Here is a 16,413-nt window from a genome sequence, read left to right as displayed (position 1 = left end):
GACAGCAGGCGCATCAGACCGCCTTGCCGGCCGCCGCGGCTCCGTCCGGCTTGCCCGTCACGGTGTCGCCCACCGGCACATCGCGCACATGCACATCCATCTGCGGGAAGGGGATCTCGATCTGGTGGTGCTTCAGCGTGGCCAGAATGCGCGCGTTCAGGTCGGTCATCACGCCCATGCGGTCATTCATGTCGACAAACAGCCGCAACTCGAAATTGAGTGCGCTGGCCCCCATGCCCATGAAAACCGAGCTTGGAGCCGGCTCGGTCATGACGCGCGGGTCGTCGCGTGCGACCTGGCGCAGCAGGGCATGCACCTGGGCCGGATCGCTGTCGTAACCCACATCCACGCGCAGGATCAGGCGGGTCACGGTATTGTTCAGCGTCCAGTTGACCACCTCGCTGGTGATGAAAGTCTTGTTCGGGATCAGCACTTCCTTCTGGTCGTAGTCCAGCACGGTGGTGGCACGCGTATGGATGCGGCTGACGGTACCGGTCAGGTTGCCGATGGTGATGGTATCGCCCACGCGGAACGGGCGCTCCACCAGCAGGATCAGGCCGGAAACGAAATTGGCGAAAATTTCCTGCAGGCCAAAACCCAGGCCCACCGACAAGGCCGCCGCCATCCATTGCAGTTGCGACCAGCGCAGCCCCAGTGTCTGCAGCGCCAGCACGACACCGGCAATGGTGATGGCATAGCGCAACAGCGTGGTGATGGTGTAGCGTGCCGAGGCCGACACCAGATTGCGCGCACTCAGCAGGATCTCCACCAGACCGGGCAGGTTGCGCGCCAGGCTGATCATGATGGCCAGCAGCACGGCCGAGCCCAGCACATCGCCCAGGCTGACCGGGATATCGGTTTTTTCGCCGGCGGCACCGGTATCGCTGGCGTGCCAGAGCACCACGTCATCGAGCTTGACCAGCGCCGGTAGCACCTCGGCCCAGGCCCAGAGCAGGCCAAGCAGCAGCAGCGTGATCAGCAGGGTGCGCACCAGCCGGCGTGACTGCGCGCTGATGTTGACCAGGGTCAGTTCGGGGGCGGTCTGGCGCGGGGCATCATCGGCTTCCAGATCGACCACGGTACTTTCTGCCGGGTCATCACCGCGCTCCATCTGGCGCAGCGCAATGCGGCGCTCGCTCAGCAGCAGCCAGCGCTTGAACAGGCCGGACAGCACGCCCACACCGACAAACACCACCATGCTGCTCATCAGCGCTTGCAGCACGATGGCGCCGGACAGCACATAGCCCATGGCCGCAATCACCAGGCAGAACAGAAAGGCCAGCGGCAGCAGCCAGCGCAGCAGCCGGGTCATGCGCTGCATGGCGGTGGGGCCCTGGCCGGCCGGGCCGGACTGGCGCTCATGCGTGGCCAGCCGGCCCAGCCACAGGCTGAGCGCAGCCATCGCCAGGGCCAGCAGCATCAGGCCGAGGCGCGCCTGACCGCTGACGGCCAGATCCGAGCCGGCATACAGCGGCACCAGCGCCAGCAGGGCGGCCGGCAGCGTGGTGAGCGTGGCCACCGGCAGCACCTTGCGCAGGGAATCGACCCGTTCGCTGCGCCAGTACAGGTGGGACTGGGCCAGGCCGTCCTGGCGCAGCAGCGCATGCACGAAGGCCAGCACCATCACCAGGCCGCTGAGCTGCACCAGGGCCTGGCCCCAGGCGGTTACCAGCGGCGAGACACCGGCGCCGAGGCGCTGCAGGATGTAGCCGTTGCCCCAGGCCAGCGCCGCCCAGGGCAGCGACAGCACCAGGGTCCACAGCAGGGCCAGCAGCGTGTGGACAAAGTTGTCCTGCAGCGGGTTGCGCGTGAGCTGGCCCAGGCGCTGCAAGTCACGCCGGGCATGGCTGCCGACGGCAAACATGCCCACGATCAGCGCCAGCCCGAGCAGATAGGAAAACGGCCGCTCGCGCAAGTCCTGCCAGAGCAGGCGCGCCATGTGCGGCGTGACTTCCGGCTCCAGCGAGGCGCGCATGCTGGCGGGCAGCGCGCGCAGCCAGTCGCTGCCGATGGCGGCATGGCTGGGCACCCACAGCAGCTGCTGGTCCATCAGCTTGCGCAGTTCCGAGCCGCGCTCGTCGATCGTGAACAGGGCCGCATGCGAATGCTCCAGCAGCACGATGCGGCGACGCAGCACCGGAATCAGCTGCTCCACCAGATCGGCCTGCGTCAGCTGCCAGCGGTTCAGCGTTTGCGCCTGGTCACTGGTCTGGCTGGCGGCAGACGCCGTGCTGCCCTGCAGCCGGCGTTGCTGTTCGTTCAGGTTGTACAGCTGCAGGCGCAACTCGCCAATCTGCTGTTCCAGCTTGCGGCGCTGTATCAGCAAGGCGTAGCTGGAGGGCATGCCCTGGCGCTGCTTCCACAGCCACTGACCCATGCTGACGCTGCTGCTGCCCAGTTCCAGCCTGGCCTGGGTTTCACGCAGCGATTCGACGATGCGATCGCGCTGCGCCTCCTGCCGGGTCAGCAGCGCCTGGTCCTGCAGCACGGCCTGCGATTCGGCCTGCAGCTGGTTCGCCAGATCCAGGTTCTGCTGGGCCAGTGCGGCGATCGCCGGGTCATTGCTGCTGTTGCTGCCGCTGGCCAGTTGCTGCATCTGTTCGGCCAGCTGCTGCAGGCGCTGCTGGCTGTTCAGGGCGATGCGCTGCTCCAGCCAGCCGAGGCGCGGCGCCCGCAGGGCCAGCTGTTGCTGCAACTCGGCCTGACGGCTTTCCAGCTGGCGTTGGCGGCTTTCAGTGCTGGCCAGCTCGAGTTCGCGCAGGGCCAGTTGCGCCCGTGCTTCCTGGTAGCTGGCGGCTTCCTGCAGCTGGCGTGCCTGGCTGGCCAGATCTGCTTCCGGGTTGCTGCCGGCCGCAGGGGGCTGGTGCACTTGCTGGCGCAGCGTGTTGAGTTCGTCCATCACCTGGGCCGGCTGCAGGATCAGGTCGGTGAGGGCACGGGTGGTGCCCTGGATCTGTTGCTGCAGGGTCTCCTGGGCGCTGCGCTCGTCGGCCAGCAGGCGCTCCAGCTGGGTGTTGCTGGCCTGTTCAGGCAGTTTGCCGACCCATTGCTGCAGCGCCTGGCTGATCTGCTCTGCGGTGACCGGGGCCGGGGCAGCAGGGGTCTGCTGGTTGGCCTGTTCCAGTTGCTGGCGTTCCTGCTGCAGTCTGGCCGCGCTGCCCAGGCGCTGCTCGGCATCGTCCAGCAGTGTGCTGACCGGCTTCAGTTCGGCTTCGGGCAGGTCTGCGGCGGCCTGTCGCAGCTGGCTGATGTCCTGTTGCAGGCGGGCGGGTGTGGCGGCGGTGTTGGCACTGGCGCTGTCCTGGGCCTGCAGCAGGCCGTGGCCGGCCAGCAGGGTGCACAGCAGCAACAGCTGCAGCCAGCGCGTGCTCACGGCTGGCAGTCGTCGGAATCGGATCGGCATGGGGGGAATCGGTAAAAACAGGCGGCGCGCGTTATCAGGCAGCGGCTGGCGGTGCGGCCAGCCAGCGTTCGGCCAGGCGTACCCACAGCAGCACGCCCACCGGCAGCACCTCGTCGTTGAAGTCGTAGCTCGGGTTGTGCAGCAGGCAGGGGCCTTCGCCATGCCCCAGGTGGCGGTGGTCGCCATCGCCGTTGCCCAGGAACAGGTAGCAGCCGGACTTCTGTTGCAGCATGAAGGAGAAATCTTCGGCGGCCATGGTCGGCTCCTGCCGGTGCACATGGCGTGCCCCCAGCAGCTCGCTGGCCAGCTCGTGCATGAACTGGGCTTCGGCGTGGCTGTTGACGGTGGGCGGGTAGTTGCGCACAAACTCGAAGTCGGCATCCATGTTGTAGGCGCGTGCCGTGTGGATGGAGAGCTCGCGCATGCGCTGTTCCACCAGATCCAGCACCTCGATCGAGAAGGTGCGTACCGTGCCCTGCAGCGTGCAGTTGTCCGGGATGATGTTGGTGGCTTCGCCGGCCTCCAGCATGGTGACCGAGATCACGGCGGCATCGGCCGGGCGCGTGTTGCGCGAGATCACGGTCTGGAAAGCCTGCACCAGCTGGCAGGCCACCGGCACCGGATCGTTGGCATTGTGCGGCATGGCGGCATGGCCCCCCTTGCCGCGCAGCGTGATGCGGAATTCGTTGCTCGAGGCCATCACCGGGCCGGCGGAGGCCGCCACGTCACCGGCGGGTATGCCGGGCCAGTTGTGCAGGCCGAACACGGCGTCCATCGGGAAGCGCGTGAACAGGCCGTCATCGATCATGGCCTGGGCTCCGGCACCGCCTTCCTCGGCCGGCTGGAAGATGAAGTAGACCGTGCCGTCAAACTGGCGCGTAGCGGCCAGGTGCTGTGCCGCACCCAGCAGGATCGCCGTATGGCCGTCATGGCCGCAGGCGTGCATCTTGCCGGGGTGGCGGCTGGCGTGGGCAAAGGTGTTTTCTTCCTGCACCAGCAGCGCGTCCATGTCGGCGCGGATGCCGACGGCGCGTTCCGAGCTGCCGTGGCGCAGCACGCCCACCACACCGGTACGGCCGATGCCGCGGTGCACCTCGATCCCCCACTGCGCCAGCTTTCCAGCCACCAGTTCCGCGGTGCGGTGCTCTTCGTAGCACAGCTCGGGGTGGGCATGGATGTCACGGCGCGTGGCGACCCATTCCGGGATCTGCTGGCGGATCTCGGCGGGCAGCTGCAGGGTACGGGAGGCGGAGGTCGGACTGCTCATGTCTGGCAGTGTAGCGCGGGATGCGGTCCGGACAAAGAAAAGGCCTGCGGCAGCATGCACGCAGGCCGGATCTGCAGTCGGAGCGATGCCGGCCGCCGGAACTCAGTCCAGCGAGTCGATCAGGTCGATGTATTGCTGGCGCGCGTCGTCGCCGGAGGTGCCTTTCAGGGCATTCCAGGCATCCCACTTGGCACGTGCCACCATGTCGGTGAAACCGGGCTTGGGACGGGTGTTGTCGCCCTCGGTGGCCTGCTTGTACAGGCTGTACAGCTTCAGCAGCGTGGCGTTGTCGGGGCGCTTGGTGAGCTGCTGGGTGCGCTCGTAGGCGGCTTCGAATTGGGCGTTGAGGTCGCTCATGGGGTCTCCTCCTGGGCGGTTGGGTGGGGTGGGTGAAAGCCGATTGTAGCGATTCACTGAACGATCGTGCTTTTTTGTTGTAACAACATCCAGTCTACCAGCGGGCCGGCGCGATAGCCGCTGACCAGTTGCAGCAGCTGGCGGCTGATGGCCCCGATGTCGTGCGTCTCCATGTGCTGCAGCAATTCGGCCAGCTGCGGCTGCAGCTCGGTCCAGGGCAGGAACTGCTCGTGCGCCTTCATGATGCGCGGGTGATCGGTCGGTTCCGGCTGGTCGCCGATCAGCAGTTCCTCGTAGAGCTTTTCGCCGGGGCGCAGGCCGGTCACCTGTATCGCGATATCGCCTTGCGGATTCTGCGCATCGCGTACCGTCAGGCCGGACAGGGTCACCATCTGGCGTGCCAGATGCATGATCTGCACCGGTTCGCCCATGTCCAGCACGAACACATCGCCGCCCGATCCCATGGCACCGGCCTGCAGCACCAGCTGGGCCGCTTCCGGAATCGTCATGAAATAGCGCGTGACCTCGGCATGCGTCAGCGTGATCGGGCCGCCATGGGCAATTTGCTGACGGAACAGCGGCACCACCGAGCCGGAAGAGCCAAGCACGTTGCCGAAGCGCACCATGGCAAAGCAGGTGCGGTTGCGGACCGGCGTGGGTGCGCTGTCACGCCCCACGGCCTGATCGAGGGCGGCAAAGGACAGTTCCGGGCTGCCGGCCAGCGCCTGCAGGCAGAGTTCGGCCAGGCGCTTGCTGGCACCCATGATGTTGGTCGGGCGCACTGCCTTGTCGGTGGAAATCAGCACGAAGTGCGGCACGCCGTGCTCCAGTGCGGCGCGCGCCACCGCCAGGGTGCCGAACACGTTGTTGGCCAGGCCCTGCACCGGGTTGTGTTCCACCATGGGCACATGCTTGTAGGCGGCGGCGTGGTAGACCGTGTGCGGCTGCCAGGTCTGCATGATCTCGCGCATGTGCTGCAGCTTGCGCACATTGCCCAGCAGCGGCACCAGCTCCGGCGAGGGCAGCAGCGTGGCCGCCTCGGCCTGCAGTTCCTGGTAGATGTTGTAGAGGGCGAATTCGCTGTGTTCGAGCAGCAGCAGGCGCTGTGGCCGCTGGCGCAGGATCTGGCGGCACAGCTCGCTGCCGATACTGCCGCCGGCGCCGGTCACCAGCACCACCTGGTCGGCGATATTGCGGCGGATCAGATCCGCATGGGGCGGTACCGGATCGCGTCCGAGCAGATCTTCCACATCCAGCTCCTGGAACTGCTGCAGGCCGGCGCGGCCGCTGGCCAGCGCCGCCATGCTGGGCACGCTGCGCACATGCACCGGCAGGCCCTGCAGGCTCTGGATGATGCTGTTGCGCTGGGCGCGGTCCAGGCTGGGAATCGCCAGCAGCACATCGGTGACTGCGCTGTCGCGCACCACTTCGGGCAGGCGGTCGGAGGGCCAGACTTCCATGCCGTTGATGCTGTGGCCGGCCTTGGCCGGATTGTCGTCAATAAAGCCGATCATGGTGTACTGGCGCGCATTGCGCAGCGCCGCCGCGGTCTGGATGCCGGTTTCACCTGCGCCGTAAATCAGTAGCCGGCCCAGCTGGCGGGTCTCGTGGCCGCTGGTGTACATGAACAGGCCGCGTACAAAGGCGCGGTTGCCGCCCACCAGCAGCAGGAACAGCAGCGGCTGCAGGATACCGACACTGCGTGGCACCGCCGACGGATTGCCGAAGAACACCACATAGATGAAGAACAGCACGCCATACACGGCCACCGCCTGGATCGTGGTGACCATGGCGCTGAAACCGGTGTAGCGGAAAATCGCCCGGTACAGGCCGAACTTGACCATGATCGGGATCGCCAGCGCCGGTGCCAGCAGGTAGGCGGTGAGTTGCGTGGCGTCCGGCGGCACCCACAGGTCCAGCCGCAGGCTGATGCCCAGCCACAGCGCCAGCCAGGCGCACAGCACATCCATCAGCATCGCCATGAGCTGCTTGGGCAGGGTGTTGGAATCAAAAATGCGGGAAGTGGCAGACATGCGGGAGACAGGGTTCAGGGCTTGTGCAGGATGCCCACGGTCATGGCGATGATCTTCAGGTCGAGCAGGAAATTGCGCTCGCGCACGTACTGCCGGCACAGTGCCAGCTTGGCCGGCAGAATGGTGTCGACGTAGGTGCGTTCGGGATCGGCGCTAGCGGCCAGCAGTGTGCTTTCGCTGCGGTATTGTACGGAGGCCAGATCGGTGATGCCAGGACGCAGGCTCAGCACCTCGCGGCGGATCTCGTCCGGGTAGAGCGCCACGTAGCGCGGCACCTCGGGGCGCGGCCCGACCAGGCTCATGTCGCCCAGCAGCACGTTGATCAGCTGCGGCAGCTCGTCGAGCTTGTAGGCACGGATGACATGGCCGCTGCGCGTGATGCGGTCGTCTTCGCCCACGGTGATCTGCAGGCCGGCGTTGTCCTGGCGCATGCTGCGGAACTTGTAGATGCGGAACGGCACGCCATCACGCCCCACGCGCTGCTGGCGGAAAAACACCGGCCCGGGCGAATCGAGCTTGACCCAGGCCGCAATCGCCAGCAGCAGCGGCGCCAGCAGCAGCAGACCCGTGGCCGAAGCCAGCAGGTCGAACAGGCGCTTGAGCAGCAGGGAGGTCATGCCGGGCAGGCTCAGCCCAGGATGTGGCGCAGCGCCTCGATGATGCGCTCCTGCTCGGCATCGCTCATGGCGGTGAACAGCGGGATGCTGAACATGTGCTGGTAGGCTTTTTCGGCCTCGGGGAACATCGCGGGCGTCAGGCCGTAGGTATCGCGCCAGTAGGGCTGGCGGTGCAGCGGCACGTAGTGCACGCTGGTGCCGATACCGGCATCGCTCAGTTGCTGGATGACCTCATCGCGCGTGATGCCGGCGTTGTCGGGCAGACGCAGCACGAACAGGTGCCAGGCGTGGATATCGCCTTGTGGCGCATCGGCCGGCAGGATGAGTGGCAGATCGTGCAGCGCTTCCAGGTAGCGTTTGGCGAGCTGCTGGCGGCGCTGCAGAAAGGCCGGCAGGCGGCGCAGCTGCACCCGGCCCATGGCACCGGCCATGTCGGTCATGTTGTACTTGAAGCCCGGCGCCACGATCTCGTAGTACCAGGCTGGCGTCTTGCTGCTGAAGCGGTCAAAGGCATCGCGGTTGATGCCGTGCAGGCGCATCACGCGCATGCGCGCCGCCATCTCGGCGTTGCGCGTTACCACCATGCCGCCTTCGCCGGTGGTCATGGTCTTGTTGGCGTAAAAGCTGAACACGGCGGCATCGCTGTCCAGCTGGCCGACCAGAGTGCCGCCATGGGTGGTGGGCAGGGCGTGGGCGGCGTCTTCGAGCACGCGCAGGCCATGGCGATCGGCGATCTCGCGGATCGCCGTCATGTCGCAGGCCAGGCCGCCGTAGTGCACCGGCATGATGGCCCTGGTGCGCGGCGTGATGGCCGCCTCGATCTTGCGCACGTCGATGTTCAGCGTCACCGGGTCGCAATCCACCAGCACCGGATCGGCGCCCAGATAGCGGATCACCTCGGTGGTGGCGGTAAAGGTCAGCGTGGGGGCGATCACTTCATCGCCGGGGCCGATGCCCATGGCTTCCAGTGCCAGATGCAGGCCGGCGGTGGCCGAGTTGACGGCAATGGTGTGCACGCCGCCGCCCAGGTAATCGCCAAATTCCTGCTCGAAGGCGCGCGTTTCCGGGCCGGTGGTGACCCAGCCGCTGCGCATGGCGTGCGCCACGGCGGTGATTTCTTCCTCCCCGATATCGGGGCGGGCAAAGGGGATAAAGGCGTTGGTGTTCATGGCAGGGCGTATTGTCGCAGGGTGGGGGCCATCGCGGGGAAATTCAGGCGCAGGCCTGCAGGAAACGGCGGGCCAGCACCGGATAGGTGTGGTGTTCCAGCACAAACTGGCGGCCGGCATCGCCCATGCGGGCGCGGGTACCGGCATCGAGTGCGGCCAGCTGGCGCAGGCCGTCGGCAATCGCGGCCGGATCGGCCGGCGGCACGGTGATGCCGCAGCCGGCTTCGGCTACCGGATCGTTGCCGGCCTCGACCGAGTGCAGCACCACGCAGCGCGCCATCATGTAGTCCATCAGCTTGTTGGGCGCAATGCCGAAGCGGTAAATGGAGACGCGCTGCCAGCCAATGTAGGCGATATCGGTCACTGCCAGGAAGGACGGAATCTGCGCCTTGGGAATCGGATCGAAAAACGCCACGTTCTGCAAGCCCAGCTGCTGTGCCTGCGCCTGCAGCGCGGCTTTTTCGTGGCCGTCGCCCACCAGTACAAAGGCCAGGGGGGCGTCGCGCAGCAGGGCAGCCGCCTGCAGCATCACATCCAGTGCATTGGGCGTGCCGTGCGAGCCGGCATAGCCCACCAGCTGCAGGCCGGCCTGCTTGCAGGCGCGCATGTGTTGCGCCACGTCCTCGCGCAAGGGCGGCGGATTGCCCTGCCATTCGTCCAGCGTGATGCCGTTGGGCACGATATGCAGCTTGCGCAGGTCCAGCCCATGATCCTGCATGTGGCCGGCCACCTTGGGCAGCATGCTCACCACCACATCGGCATGGCGGTAAGCGTAGTTTTCGGCGGTCTGGCACAGGCGGATAAAGGGGTGCGCAGACGACATGCCGCCCAGTTCGATCGGCGACAGCGGCCACAGGTCATGCACCTCGAACACCAGCCGGCAGTCCAGGCCCTGCTGGCGTGCCAGCTTGACGATGCGGTGCGCCACCCAGATATCCATCGGGTAGGTGCTCGATGCAATCACGATGTCCGGGCGGAACTCGCGCACGATCCGGTCGGCTTCGCGCCAGACCTGGCGCAGAAAGCGCCAGATGTTCTTCACGCGGCCCAGGCCGTTGCCGGCATAGACAGGCGTGGGGTACCAGTGGTAATCGATGCCGTCGATCAGCTCATGATGGCGTGTGCCGGCCTGGTCGGGCTGGCGTGTGCGCACATGGCTGAAATCGGCGGCGAGCATGCGCACCGCATGGCCGGCCTGCACCCATTCGCGGGCCAGGTAGTAGGGCCGGTATTCCATGCCGTGGCGCGGACTGCCGGCGTAGTGGTTCAGGTAGAGGATGTTCATCGGGAAGAGAGGGTCTGCACCAGCTGCTGGATTGCCGGCGGAAACAGGCCATGGTGTTGCACCCAGTCGCGGTTGAGGCGGGCAATGGCGGCGGCCTGTGCCTGCAGCGGCGGCAGCGCCAGTGGCACGGCGCGGCTCAGGTCGATGCCGCCAGCGGGCACGATCCAGCCGTTGTGGCCGTCCTGCACCAGCTCGCGGTTGGCGGGCAGATCGCTCAATAGCGGAATGCAGCCGTAGGCCATGGCTTCCAGCACCGACACGGCGACCGAATCGCTTTCGGGCTGGCTCAGATACCACTGGGCGCGGGCGTAATGCGCTGCCTGCTGCTGCGCCGACAGGCGGCCAACAAAGCGCACCTGCTGCTGCAGACCGTGTTGCGCCACCCACTGTTCCAGCTGCGGACGCAGGCTGCCATCATTGGCCACCACCAGCTGCGCCTGCGGCTGCCAGGCGGCGATGGCGGCAAACAGTTCCAGCACGCGCTGCGGCTGGTAGATCGGCTCCAGTCCGCGGTTGGCGTAGCAGAGCCAGGGCTGCTTCTGGTCGCGCGGCAGGGCCGGCAGGCTGTCCAGCCCGAACGGAAACGTCAGCACCTGGCGCGCACCCAACTGCTGCATCACGCCCGTCATGTGCTGCGAATCGCTGGTGCACAGGGCGGCGTTGCGCAGGATCGATTGCGTCAGCCAGCGGTAGGCCGCATGGCGCTGCGGCGTCACCAGAATGTCGCTGCCCCAGGCCGATGCCAGCAGCTGGCCGCGCAGCCGCCCGAAGCGCTTGGCCAGCAGCGCCAGCGTGCCGTGCGAGGTCAGGTAATGCGGGTTGATCCAGTCGGCATCGACCTGCTGCAGCCAGCGCGCTACCTGCGGGGCTTTTTTCAGCAGCGCGATATTGCCGCCGCCAAAAGCCGGATCGGTGCCCAGCGCCAGCCGCTGTTGCTGCGGCACCAGCCGTGCCAGATCGGGCGCAAAATCGCGGCTGCTGCAAATCCACAAGTCCACCAGCGGCTGCAGTGCGCGCGCCCACTTCAGCAGATGCGGGCTGTCGCCATCGCCGATCAGCACGTAGCGCAGGCGGGGCTGGCCGGCAGGCTGGCCCTGCGGCCGGGTGGCGCGCGCCACGGCCTGGCTGATCGGGGAACTGGCGGGGTCGAAGGGTCGGGAACGGCTCATGCGTCGGAAGCGGGAAGTTGGCCGGCCCAGCGTTCGTAGGCGGCGCGGTAATCGGGGTGTTGCTGCAGCCAGGCCGCGTCCTGCTGGCGGGTATCGCCAACGATCTGCGCCGGGTTGCCGGCGAGCACGGCAAAATCACCAAACTGGCCGCGCACACGGCTGCCGGCGGCCACCAGACAGCCCTTGCCGAGCACCGTGCCGGCCTCGATCACGCTGTGCGGGCCGATAAAGCAGTGCTCGCCAATGGTGATCGGAGCACGGATATCGCTGGGCTGGCTGCCATCGGCAGCCGGTTGCGGCACACCGGACAGGCGCGCTGCCACGCGCACGCTGCGGTGCGTGCTGTGGCTGACGATGCTGATGAAGTTGGTGACCTGCGTGCCCTGGCCAATGCGGATGCCGCTGCTGGCCTCGATGAAGTTGAAGTGACCGATGAACACATCATCCCCCAGCGTGAGCCGGTCTTCGTGTTCGATGCAGCTGCTGGGCGAGATGCGCGTGTGCGGTAGCGTCCGGCCCTGGCTGGATTCGCCAAACAGCACGCGGAAAAACACCAGCCGCCACACACGGCGGCGCAGGCGGTTCAGGTGCGCACGCAGGCGCAGGGACAGGCTGGAATCGGACATGCAGGCGCTATTGTCCCCGATGCGGCGGCATCAGGGCTGTTCTTCCACCAGTTCACGCACGCCGGGGTCTGCCGGATCCTGGGGTTCGGGGGCCGGAATATCGCGCCAGAAGGCCAGCCGCCAGAAGTAGATGCCAAAGTAGAGCACCATGGCCGCCGATACCGCCCAGCCGCCGGCAATCAGGCCGCCGAACTGCAGACCCAGCGCCAGCGCCAGCACAAACGCCGCCTGCCCGACCAGTGCCCAGCGAAACGCCCATCGCTGCGCCTTCCAGGCCATGGTGACGACCGCCAGCGGCGCGGCCACAAAATGCGCGGCGATATACGGGGCCAGCGCCCGTGCCAGTTCGCCGGCTTCGCTCCACTGCGGGCCAAACACGGTCACGAACAGCCAGGGCCCGGCCAGCATCAGCACCAGCATCAGCACGCTGCCCATGGCGGCCAGCAACAGCATCACCTGGCGCACGGCACGGCGCGCCGCTTCGGGCTGGGCGTTGGCCAGGCGCGGGTACAACGCCTGCGATACCGCACTGCCCACCAGCGTTGCCGGTGCTTTCAGATAGCGTAGCGCCAGGCCCCAGAAGCCGGCCGCCGCCTCGCCTGTCCAGGCGATCAGCAGCGCCACCGCCACCGCATCCTGCAGCGTGCCCAGAAAGGCGTGCGGTGTGTTGAGCAGCGGAAAATCGCGGTGCGTACGCGCCGCCTGGCGCATGTCGGACTGCAGGGCGGTATCGGCCGATCCCGGCAGCACGCCACGCCAGCCGCCTTCGGGCGTCGGGCGCAGCAGCACCAGGCAGGCGACCAGCGCCGCCGCTATCGGTGCCGCCACCAGCGCCCAGGCCTGCTCCGACCCGGCAGGTGCCCGCGCCTGCAGCCACAACGCATAACCCAGCGCCACCTGCAGCACGGCAGTGCCGCCGTACTGCAGCACCCGTGCCAGCGCCAGGGCACGGAAACGGTGCGCCCGGTTGCTCCACAGGGTCAGCAGCTGCAGCGCGCCGACCGTCAGCACGGCCAGCGGCAGCAGCTGCGGCAAGGGCAGATAGCCCAGCGCATGCAGCGCCCAGGCCAGCGGCAGGCACAGCAACAGCACGATCAGGCCAATGCGCAGGCACAGCGCCAGCAGCGCGCGTGCCTCTCGTCCGTCACGCACCATCGGTAGCGCAAACTCGTAGCGCGCACAGGCCACCACGGCCACCGTGGCGGCAATGGTGCTGAAGCTGGTAAACAGGCCAAATGCCTCCGGCGTGAACAGCCGCGTGATCAGCGGTCCCAGCAGCAGCGGAATCAGCTGCGCCAGTGCGCCGCCGGCCAGCAGGGTGAGAGTGGCGCGGAGCAGGGTCACGGACTCAGGCGGTCAGCGCTGCCACCAGCGCCTGCATCACCAGCGTCTGCTGTTCCCGCGACAGATCCGCACTCATCGGCAAGCTCATCACCTCGGTCGCCAGGCGATCTGCCACGGGCGTCGGGCGGTCACACAGGCCCTGGTAGGCAGGCTGCTGGTTCATCGGGATCGGATAGTGCACGGCAGTGGGAATCCCGGCAGCCTTGAGCCGTTCCTGCAACTGCTCGCGCTGCGGTACGCGCACGGTGTATTGCGCAAACACGCTGGTGCGGCCCTCGCGCTGCTGCATGCGCGTGATGCCGGCGGCATCGCACAGGGCGTTGTAGGCCTGGCCCAGCTGCATGCGCTGCTGCACTTCCCATGCAAAGCGATCCAGCTTGGCCAGCACGATGGCGCACTGCAGCGTGTCCATGCGACCGCCCACGCCGATGCGGGTGTGGGTGTAGCGCTTGCTCTGGCCGTGGATGCGGATCTCGCGGCAGGCCTGTGCCAGCGCGTCATCGTGCGTGAAGATGGCGCCGCCATCGCCATAGCAGCCCAGCGGCTTGCTCGGGAAGAAGCTGGTGCAGCCAAAGGTGCTCAGGTTGCAGCTTTCGCGGCCATGGTAGCGGGCGCCAAAACTCTGCGCCGCATCCTCGATCACGGGCAGATTCCCGTGCGCGGCGGCGATCGCATTGATGGCGTCCATGTCCGGCACCTGGCCATACAGGCTGACCGGCATGATGGCCTTGGTCTTCGGCGTGATGGCGGCCTCGATCAGGTTGGCATCGATCAGGCCGGTATCCTCTTCCACATCCACCCACACCGGCACCGCACCCAGCAGGGCGATGACCTCGGCGGTGGCGGCAAAGGTGAAGGGCGTGGTGATGACTTCGTCACCAGGCTGGATGCCCAGCGCCATCAGGCTGATCAGCAGGGCTTCGGTGCCGCTGCTGACGGTGATGCAGTGGGCGGTGCCGGTGCGTGCAGCCAGGGCCGTTTCCAGTTCGGCCACTTCGGGGCCCATGATGTACTGGCCGTGGTCGAGTACGCGTTGCATGCGCTGCTGGATCGGGTCGCGCAGGGCGGCGTATTGGGTTTTGAGGTCGATGAAGTCCATGGTGTGTCAGGCCGGTTGCAAACTCAGCTTTCCATTGTCCAGCACATAACGATCCCCCGTATGCAGACACACAGCCTCGCCTGAACCCTGCAGCGGCAGCTCCAGCCGTTCGCCAAAGCGGCTCATCCAGCCGATCTGCCGCGCCGGTACGCCCACCACCAGGGCAAAGTCGGGTACGTCCTTCTGCACCACCGCTCCGGCGCCGACAAAGGCGTAGCGTCCCACGGTGCTGCCACAAACGATGGTGGCGTTGGCACCCATGGTGGCTCCCTGTTTCACCAGCGTGCGGCGGTATTCTTCCTTGCGCGCCACGGCAGAACGCGGGTTGTAGACGTTGGTGAACACCATGCTCGGTCCGCAGAAGACGTCGTCTTCGAGCGTGACGGCATCGTACACGCTGACGTTGTTCTGCACCTTGACGTTGTTGCCGATGCGCACATCGTTGCCGACGAACACGTTCTGGCCGAAGGAGCAGCGCTCGCCAATCACGGCACCGGCGCAGATGTGAACCCAGTGCCAGATGCGGCTGCCGGCGCCGATTTGCGCGCCGGGGTCGATGATGGCGGTGGGGTGGATGGTGACGCTCATGCCAGCAACCGCGCCAGCATCGGATGCCCCATCCCATCCCTGGCCGCCACCACCGGCGCAGTGCGGATCACGTTCACTGTCTCGATGCAGTGGCGCGCATCCTCCAGCCCGTAGCCGCGACCGGCCAGAATTTCCTCGTAGCTGACCTTGTGCAGTTCGGTAAAGCCTTCGGAGAATTCCAGCTCCTCCCCATTTATGTCGATGCTGCGGTAGGTCGTCTTGCGGCCCTTGACCTCATCAGGCAGGTCGTTGGCATCGATAGAGAGAAACCAGCGCACGCGGGCGCGCTCGTATTCCAGGTAGCCGGCGGCCTTGGTTTCGCCACTGTAGTGCACCACGTTGTCCTGCAGCTGGCCGAAGACGAAATGCAGCATGTCGTAGAAGTGCACGCCGATGTTGGTGGCCACGCCAAAGGACTTGCGCGGGTCGCCTTTCCAGCTTTCCAGGTACCACTTGCCGCGGCTGGTGATGTAGGTCAGCTCCACGTCGAACTTGGTGTCGGCCGGAGCGGCAGCCACCTTCTGGCGCAGCGCCAGGATGGCATCGTGATGGCGCAGCTGCAGGATGTTGTACACGCGCTGGCCGGTTTCACGTTCCACCAGCGCCAGGTCGTCCAGCAGTTCGGGCGTGGGCACCAGCGGCTTTTCGCAGATCACGTCGGCGCCTAGGCGCAGGCCGGCGGTGATGTGCGGATGGTGCAGGTAGTTGGGCGAGCAGATGCTGACGTAATCCAGCGCGGTAGCCGGATCGCGCTTGAGGCGATGGGCGTAGTCGTAGAAGCGCTCGAAATCGGTAAAGAACGCGCTTTGCGGCGAGATGCTGTCGATGATGCCGACCGAGTCGTTGGTGTCGTAGGCCACGGCCAGGTGGTGGCCCAGGTTCCTGATGGCGTGCATGTGGCGCGGGGCGATGTAGCCGGCGGCGCCGATGAGGGCGAAGTTTTTGGTCATGATGCGCTGTATTGTCTGTCAATTGGGCGAAGCAGGGCTTTGCAATTCACGTGCACATGGCGTGTTTGGCACATATTTTTGCCTGGTGGTTGGATGCCTAAGGGTATAATGGATGCAACACGGCCCCTCTCGGCGAGTCTGCTTTGCAGATGAGTTGCTGAGGGGTTTTTTTACGTCTGCATGTTCCAGATGGCTTGCCAGTTGGCTGGCGCCCCCATACCTGCCAGATTGATGTCAAGATGCTGCAGGCTGGGAAAGGTCAGCAAGTGTGTCTGTATGCGTTCAGGCCAGCTGGATCGCGGGTTGACCTCCTTGAGAAGATGGCAGGTCATCTTAAGGAGCATGAAGCAGCGTGCTTGCGCATGCGTGTCCGCGGCAAAGTTGGTGGTCCAGGCCAATTCCTTGGCAGAAGGTAGTTTGGGTTGATCGATGATGTTGCGGTTCCACAGCCTGCTGTGGTGGGCGCAGACGTTGCGCAGGTAGTTCAGGCTCCACGGTCCATATCC

The 16,413-nt window shown here is 66.3% G+C and carries 13 protein-coding genes; all 13 read right to left on the bottom strand.

Going from position 1 to position 16,413, the window contains the following annotated elements:
• Positions 1-13: 13 nt before the first annotated feature.
• On the bottom strand, positions 14-3,403 hold the full coding sequence (locus C513_RS13185) for a mechanosensitive ion channel domain-containing protein (protein ID WP_083927390.1): 3,390 nt from the start codon (positions 3,401-3,403) through the stop codon (positions 14-16).
• A 34-nt stretch (positions 3,404-3,437) separates the two neighbouring features.
• Entirely contained in the window at positions 3,438-4,670 is a 1,233-nt protein-coding gene (locus C513_RS0109645) for a M20 aminoacylase family protein (protein ID WP_018715804.1), read from the bottom strand.
• Positions 4,671-4,772: 102 nt separating this feature from the next.
• Positions 4,773-5,027, bottom strand: a complete 255-nt coding sequence (locus C513_RS0109640) for an acyl-CoA-binding protein (protein WP_018715803.1) — start codon at positions 5,025-5,027, stop codon at positions 4,773-4,775.
• A 53-nt stretch (positions 5,028-5,080) separates the two neighbouring features.
• Positions 5,081-7,060, bottom strand: coding sequence for a polysaccharide biosynthesis protein (locus C513_RS13180; RefSeq protein ID WP_018715802.1), 1,980 nt, complete (start codon positions 7,058-7,060; stop codon positions 5,081-5,083).
• A gap of 14 nt (positions 7,061-7,074) precedes the next feature.
• Entirely contained in the window at positions 7,075-7,677 is a 603-nt protein-coding gene (locus C513_RS0109630) for a sugar transferase (protein ID WP_018715801.1), read from the bottom strand.
• Positions 7,678-7,688: 11 nt separating this feature from the next.
• The gene (locus tag C513_RS0109625) at positions 7,689-8,846 is read right to left on the bottom strand and encodes a DegT/DnrJ/EryC1/StrS family aminotransferase (RefSeq protein ID WP_018715800.1); all 1,158 of its coding nucleotides are present in this window, start codon (positions 8,844-8,846) and stop codon (positions 7,689-7,691) included.
• Positions 8,847-8,889: 43 nt separating this feature from the next.
• Positions 8,890-10,131 (bottom strand): glycosyltransferase family 4 protein, encoded by a 1,242-nt coding sequence (locus C513_RS0109620; RefSeq protein ID WP_018715799.1) that lies wholly within the window; start codon positions 10,129-10,131, stop codon positions 8,890-8,892.
• Complete coding sequence (locus tag C513_RS0109615) at positions 10,128-11,300, bottom strand: glycosyltransferase (protein ID WP_018715798.1); 1,173 nt, start codon at positions 11,298-11,300, stop codon at positions 10,128-10,130. The genes C513_RS0109620 and C513_RS0109615 overlap by 4 nt, the downstream gene beginning before the upstream one ends.
• Positions 11,297-11,926 (bottom strand): acyltransferase, encoded by a 630-nt coding sequence (locus C513_RS0109610; protein WP_018715797.1) that lies wholly within the window; start codon positions 11,924-11,926, stop codon positions 11,297-11,299. Before C513_RS0109610 ends, C513_RS0109615 begins: the two co-directional genes overlap by 4 nt.
• Positions 11,927-11,956: 30 nt before the next feature.
• Positions 11,957-13,270: a lipopolysaccharide biosynthesis protein gene (locus C513_RS13175; RefSeq protein WP_018715796.1), complete on the bottom strand. Its 1,314-nt coding sequence runs from the start codon at positions 13,268-13,270 to the stop codon at positions 11,957-11,959.
• Positions 13,271-13,274: 4 nt separating this feature from the next.
• Positions 13,275-14,369, bottom strand: coding sequence for a DegT/DnrJ/EryC1/StrS family aminotransferase (locus C513_RS0109600; RefSeq protein ID WP_018715795.1), 1,095 nt, complete (start codon positions 14,367-14,369; stop codon positions 13,275-13,277).
• Positions 14,370-14,375: 6 nt separating this feature from the next.
• The gene (locus C513_RS0109595; protein ID WP_018715794.1) at positions 14,376-14,957 is read right to left on the bottom strand and encodes an acyltransferase; all 582 of its coding nucleotides are present in this window, start codon (positions 14,955-14,957) and stop codon (positions 14,376-14,378) included.
• On the bottom strand, positions 14,954-15,907 hold the full coding sequence (locus tag C513_RS0109590) for a Gfo/Idh/MocA family protein (RefSeq protein ID WP_018715793.1): 954 nt from the start codon (positions 15,905-15,907) through the stop codon (positions 14,954-14,956). The genes C513_RS0109595 and C513_RS0109590 overlap by 4 nt, the downstream gene beginning before the upstream one ends.
• Positions 15,908-16,413: the final 506 nt, after the last annotated feature.

Origin of the sequence: Allobrachymonas chironomi DSM 19884, from assembly GCF_000374625.1 — a bacterium.
Lineage (GTDB): Bacteria > Pseudomonadota > Gammaproteobacteria > Burkholderiales > Burkholderiaceae_C > Brachymonas > Brachymonas chironomi.
Note: the sequence above shows the minus strand (reverse complement) of the source record. Positions and strands in the feature narration are given on the sequence as shown.

Bases quoted from the DNA above. Each gene is read 5' to 3' on its own strand.
- C513_RS13185 (WP_083927390.1), bottom strand. From the start codon at position 3,403: ATGCCGATCCGATTCCGACGACTGCCAGCCGTGAGCACGCGCTGGCTG.
- C513_RS0109645 (WP_018715804.1), bottom strand. From the start codon at position 4,670: ATGAGCAGTCCGACCTCCGCCTCCCGTACCCTGCAGCTGCCCGCCGAG.
- C513_RS0109640 (WP_018715803.1), bottom strand. From the start codon at position 5,027: ATGAGCGACCTCAACGCCCAATTCGAAGCCGCCTACGAGCGCACCCAG.
- C513_RS13180 (WP_018715802.1), bottom strand. From the start codon at position 7,060: ATGTCTGCCACTTCCCGCATTTTTGATTCCAACACCCTGCCCAAGCAG.
- C513_RS0109630 (WP_018715801.1), bottom strand. From the start codon at position 7,677: ATGACCTCCCTGCTGCTCAAGCGCCTGTTCGACCTGCTGGCTTCGGCC.
- C513_RS0109625 (WP_018715800.1), bottom strand. From the start codon at position 8,846: ATGAACACCAACGCCTTTATCCCCTTTGCCCGCCCCGATATCGGGGAG.
- C513_RS0109620 (WP_018715799.1), bottom strand. From the start codon at position 10,131: ATGAACATCCTCTACCTGAACCACTACGCCGGCAGTCCGCGCCACGGC.
- C513_RS0109615 (WP_018715798.1), bottom strand. From the start codon at position 11,300: ATGAGCCGTTCCCGACCCTTCGACCCCGCCAGTTCCCCGATCAGCCAG.
- C513_RS0109610 (WP_018715797.1), bottom strand. From the start codon at position 11,926: ATGTCCGATTCCAGCCTGTCCCTGCGCCTGCGTGCGCACCTGAACCGC.
- C513_RS0109600 (WP_018715795.1), bottom strand. From the start codon at position 14,369: ATGGACTTCATCGACCTCAAAACCCAATACGCCGCCCTGCGCGACCCG.
- C513_RS0109595 (WP_018715794.1), bottom strand. From the start codon at position 14,957: ATGAGCGTCACCATCCACCCCACCGCCATCATCGACCCCGGCGCGCAA.
- C513_RS0109590 (WP_018715793.1), bottom strand. From the start codon at position 15,907: ATGACCAAAAACTTCGCCCTCATCGGCGCCGCCGGCTACATCGCCCCG.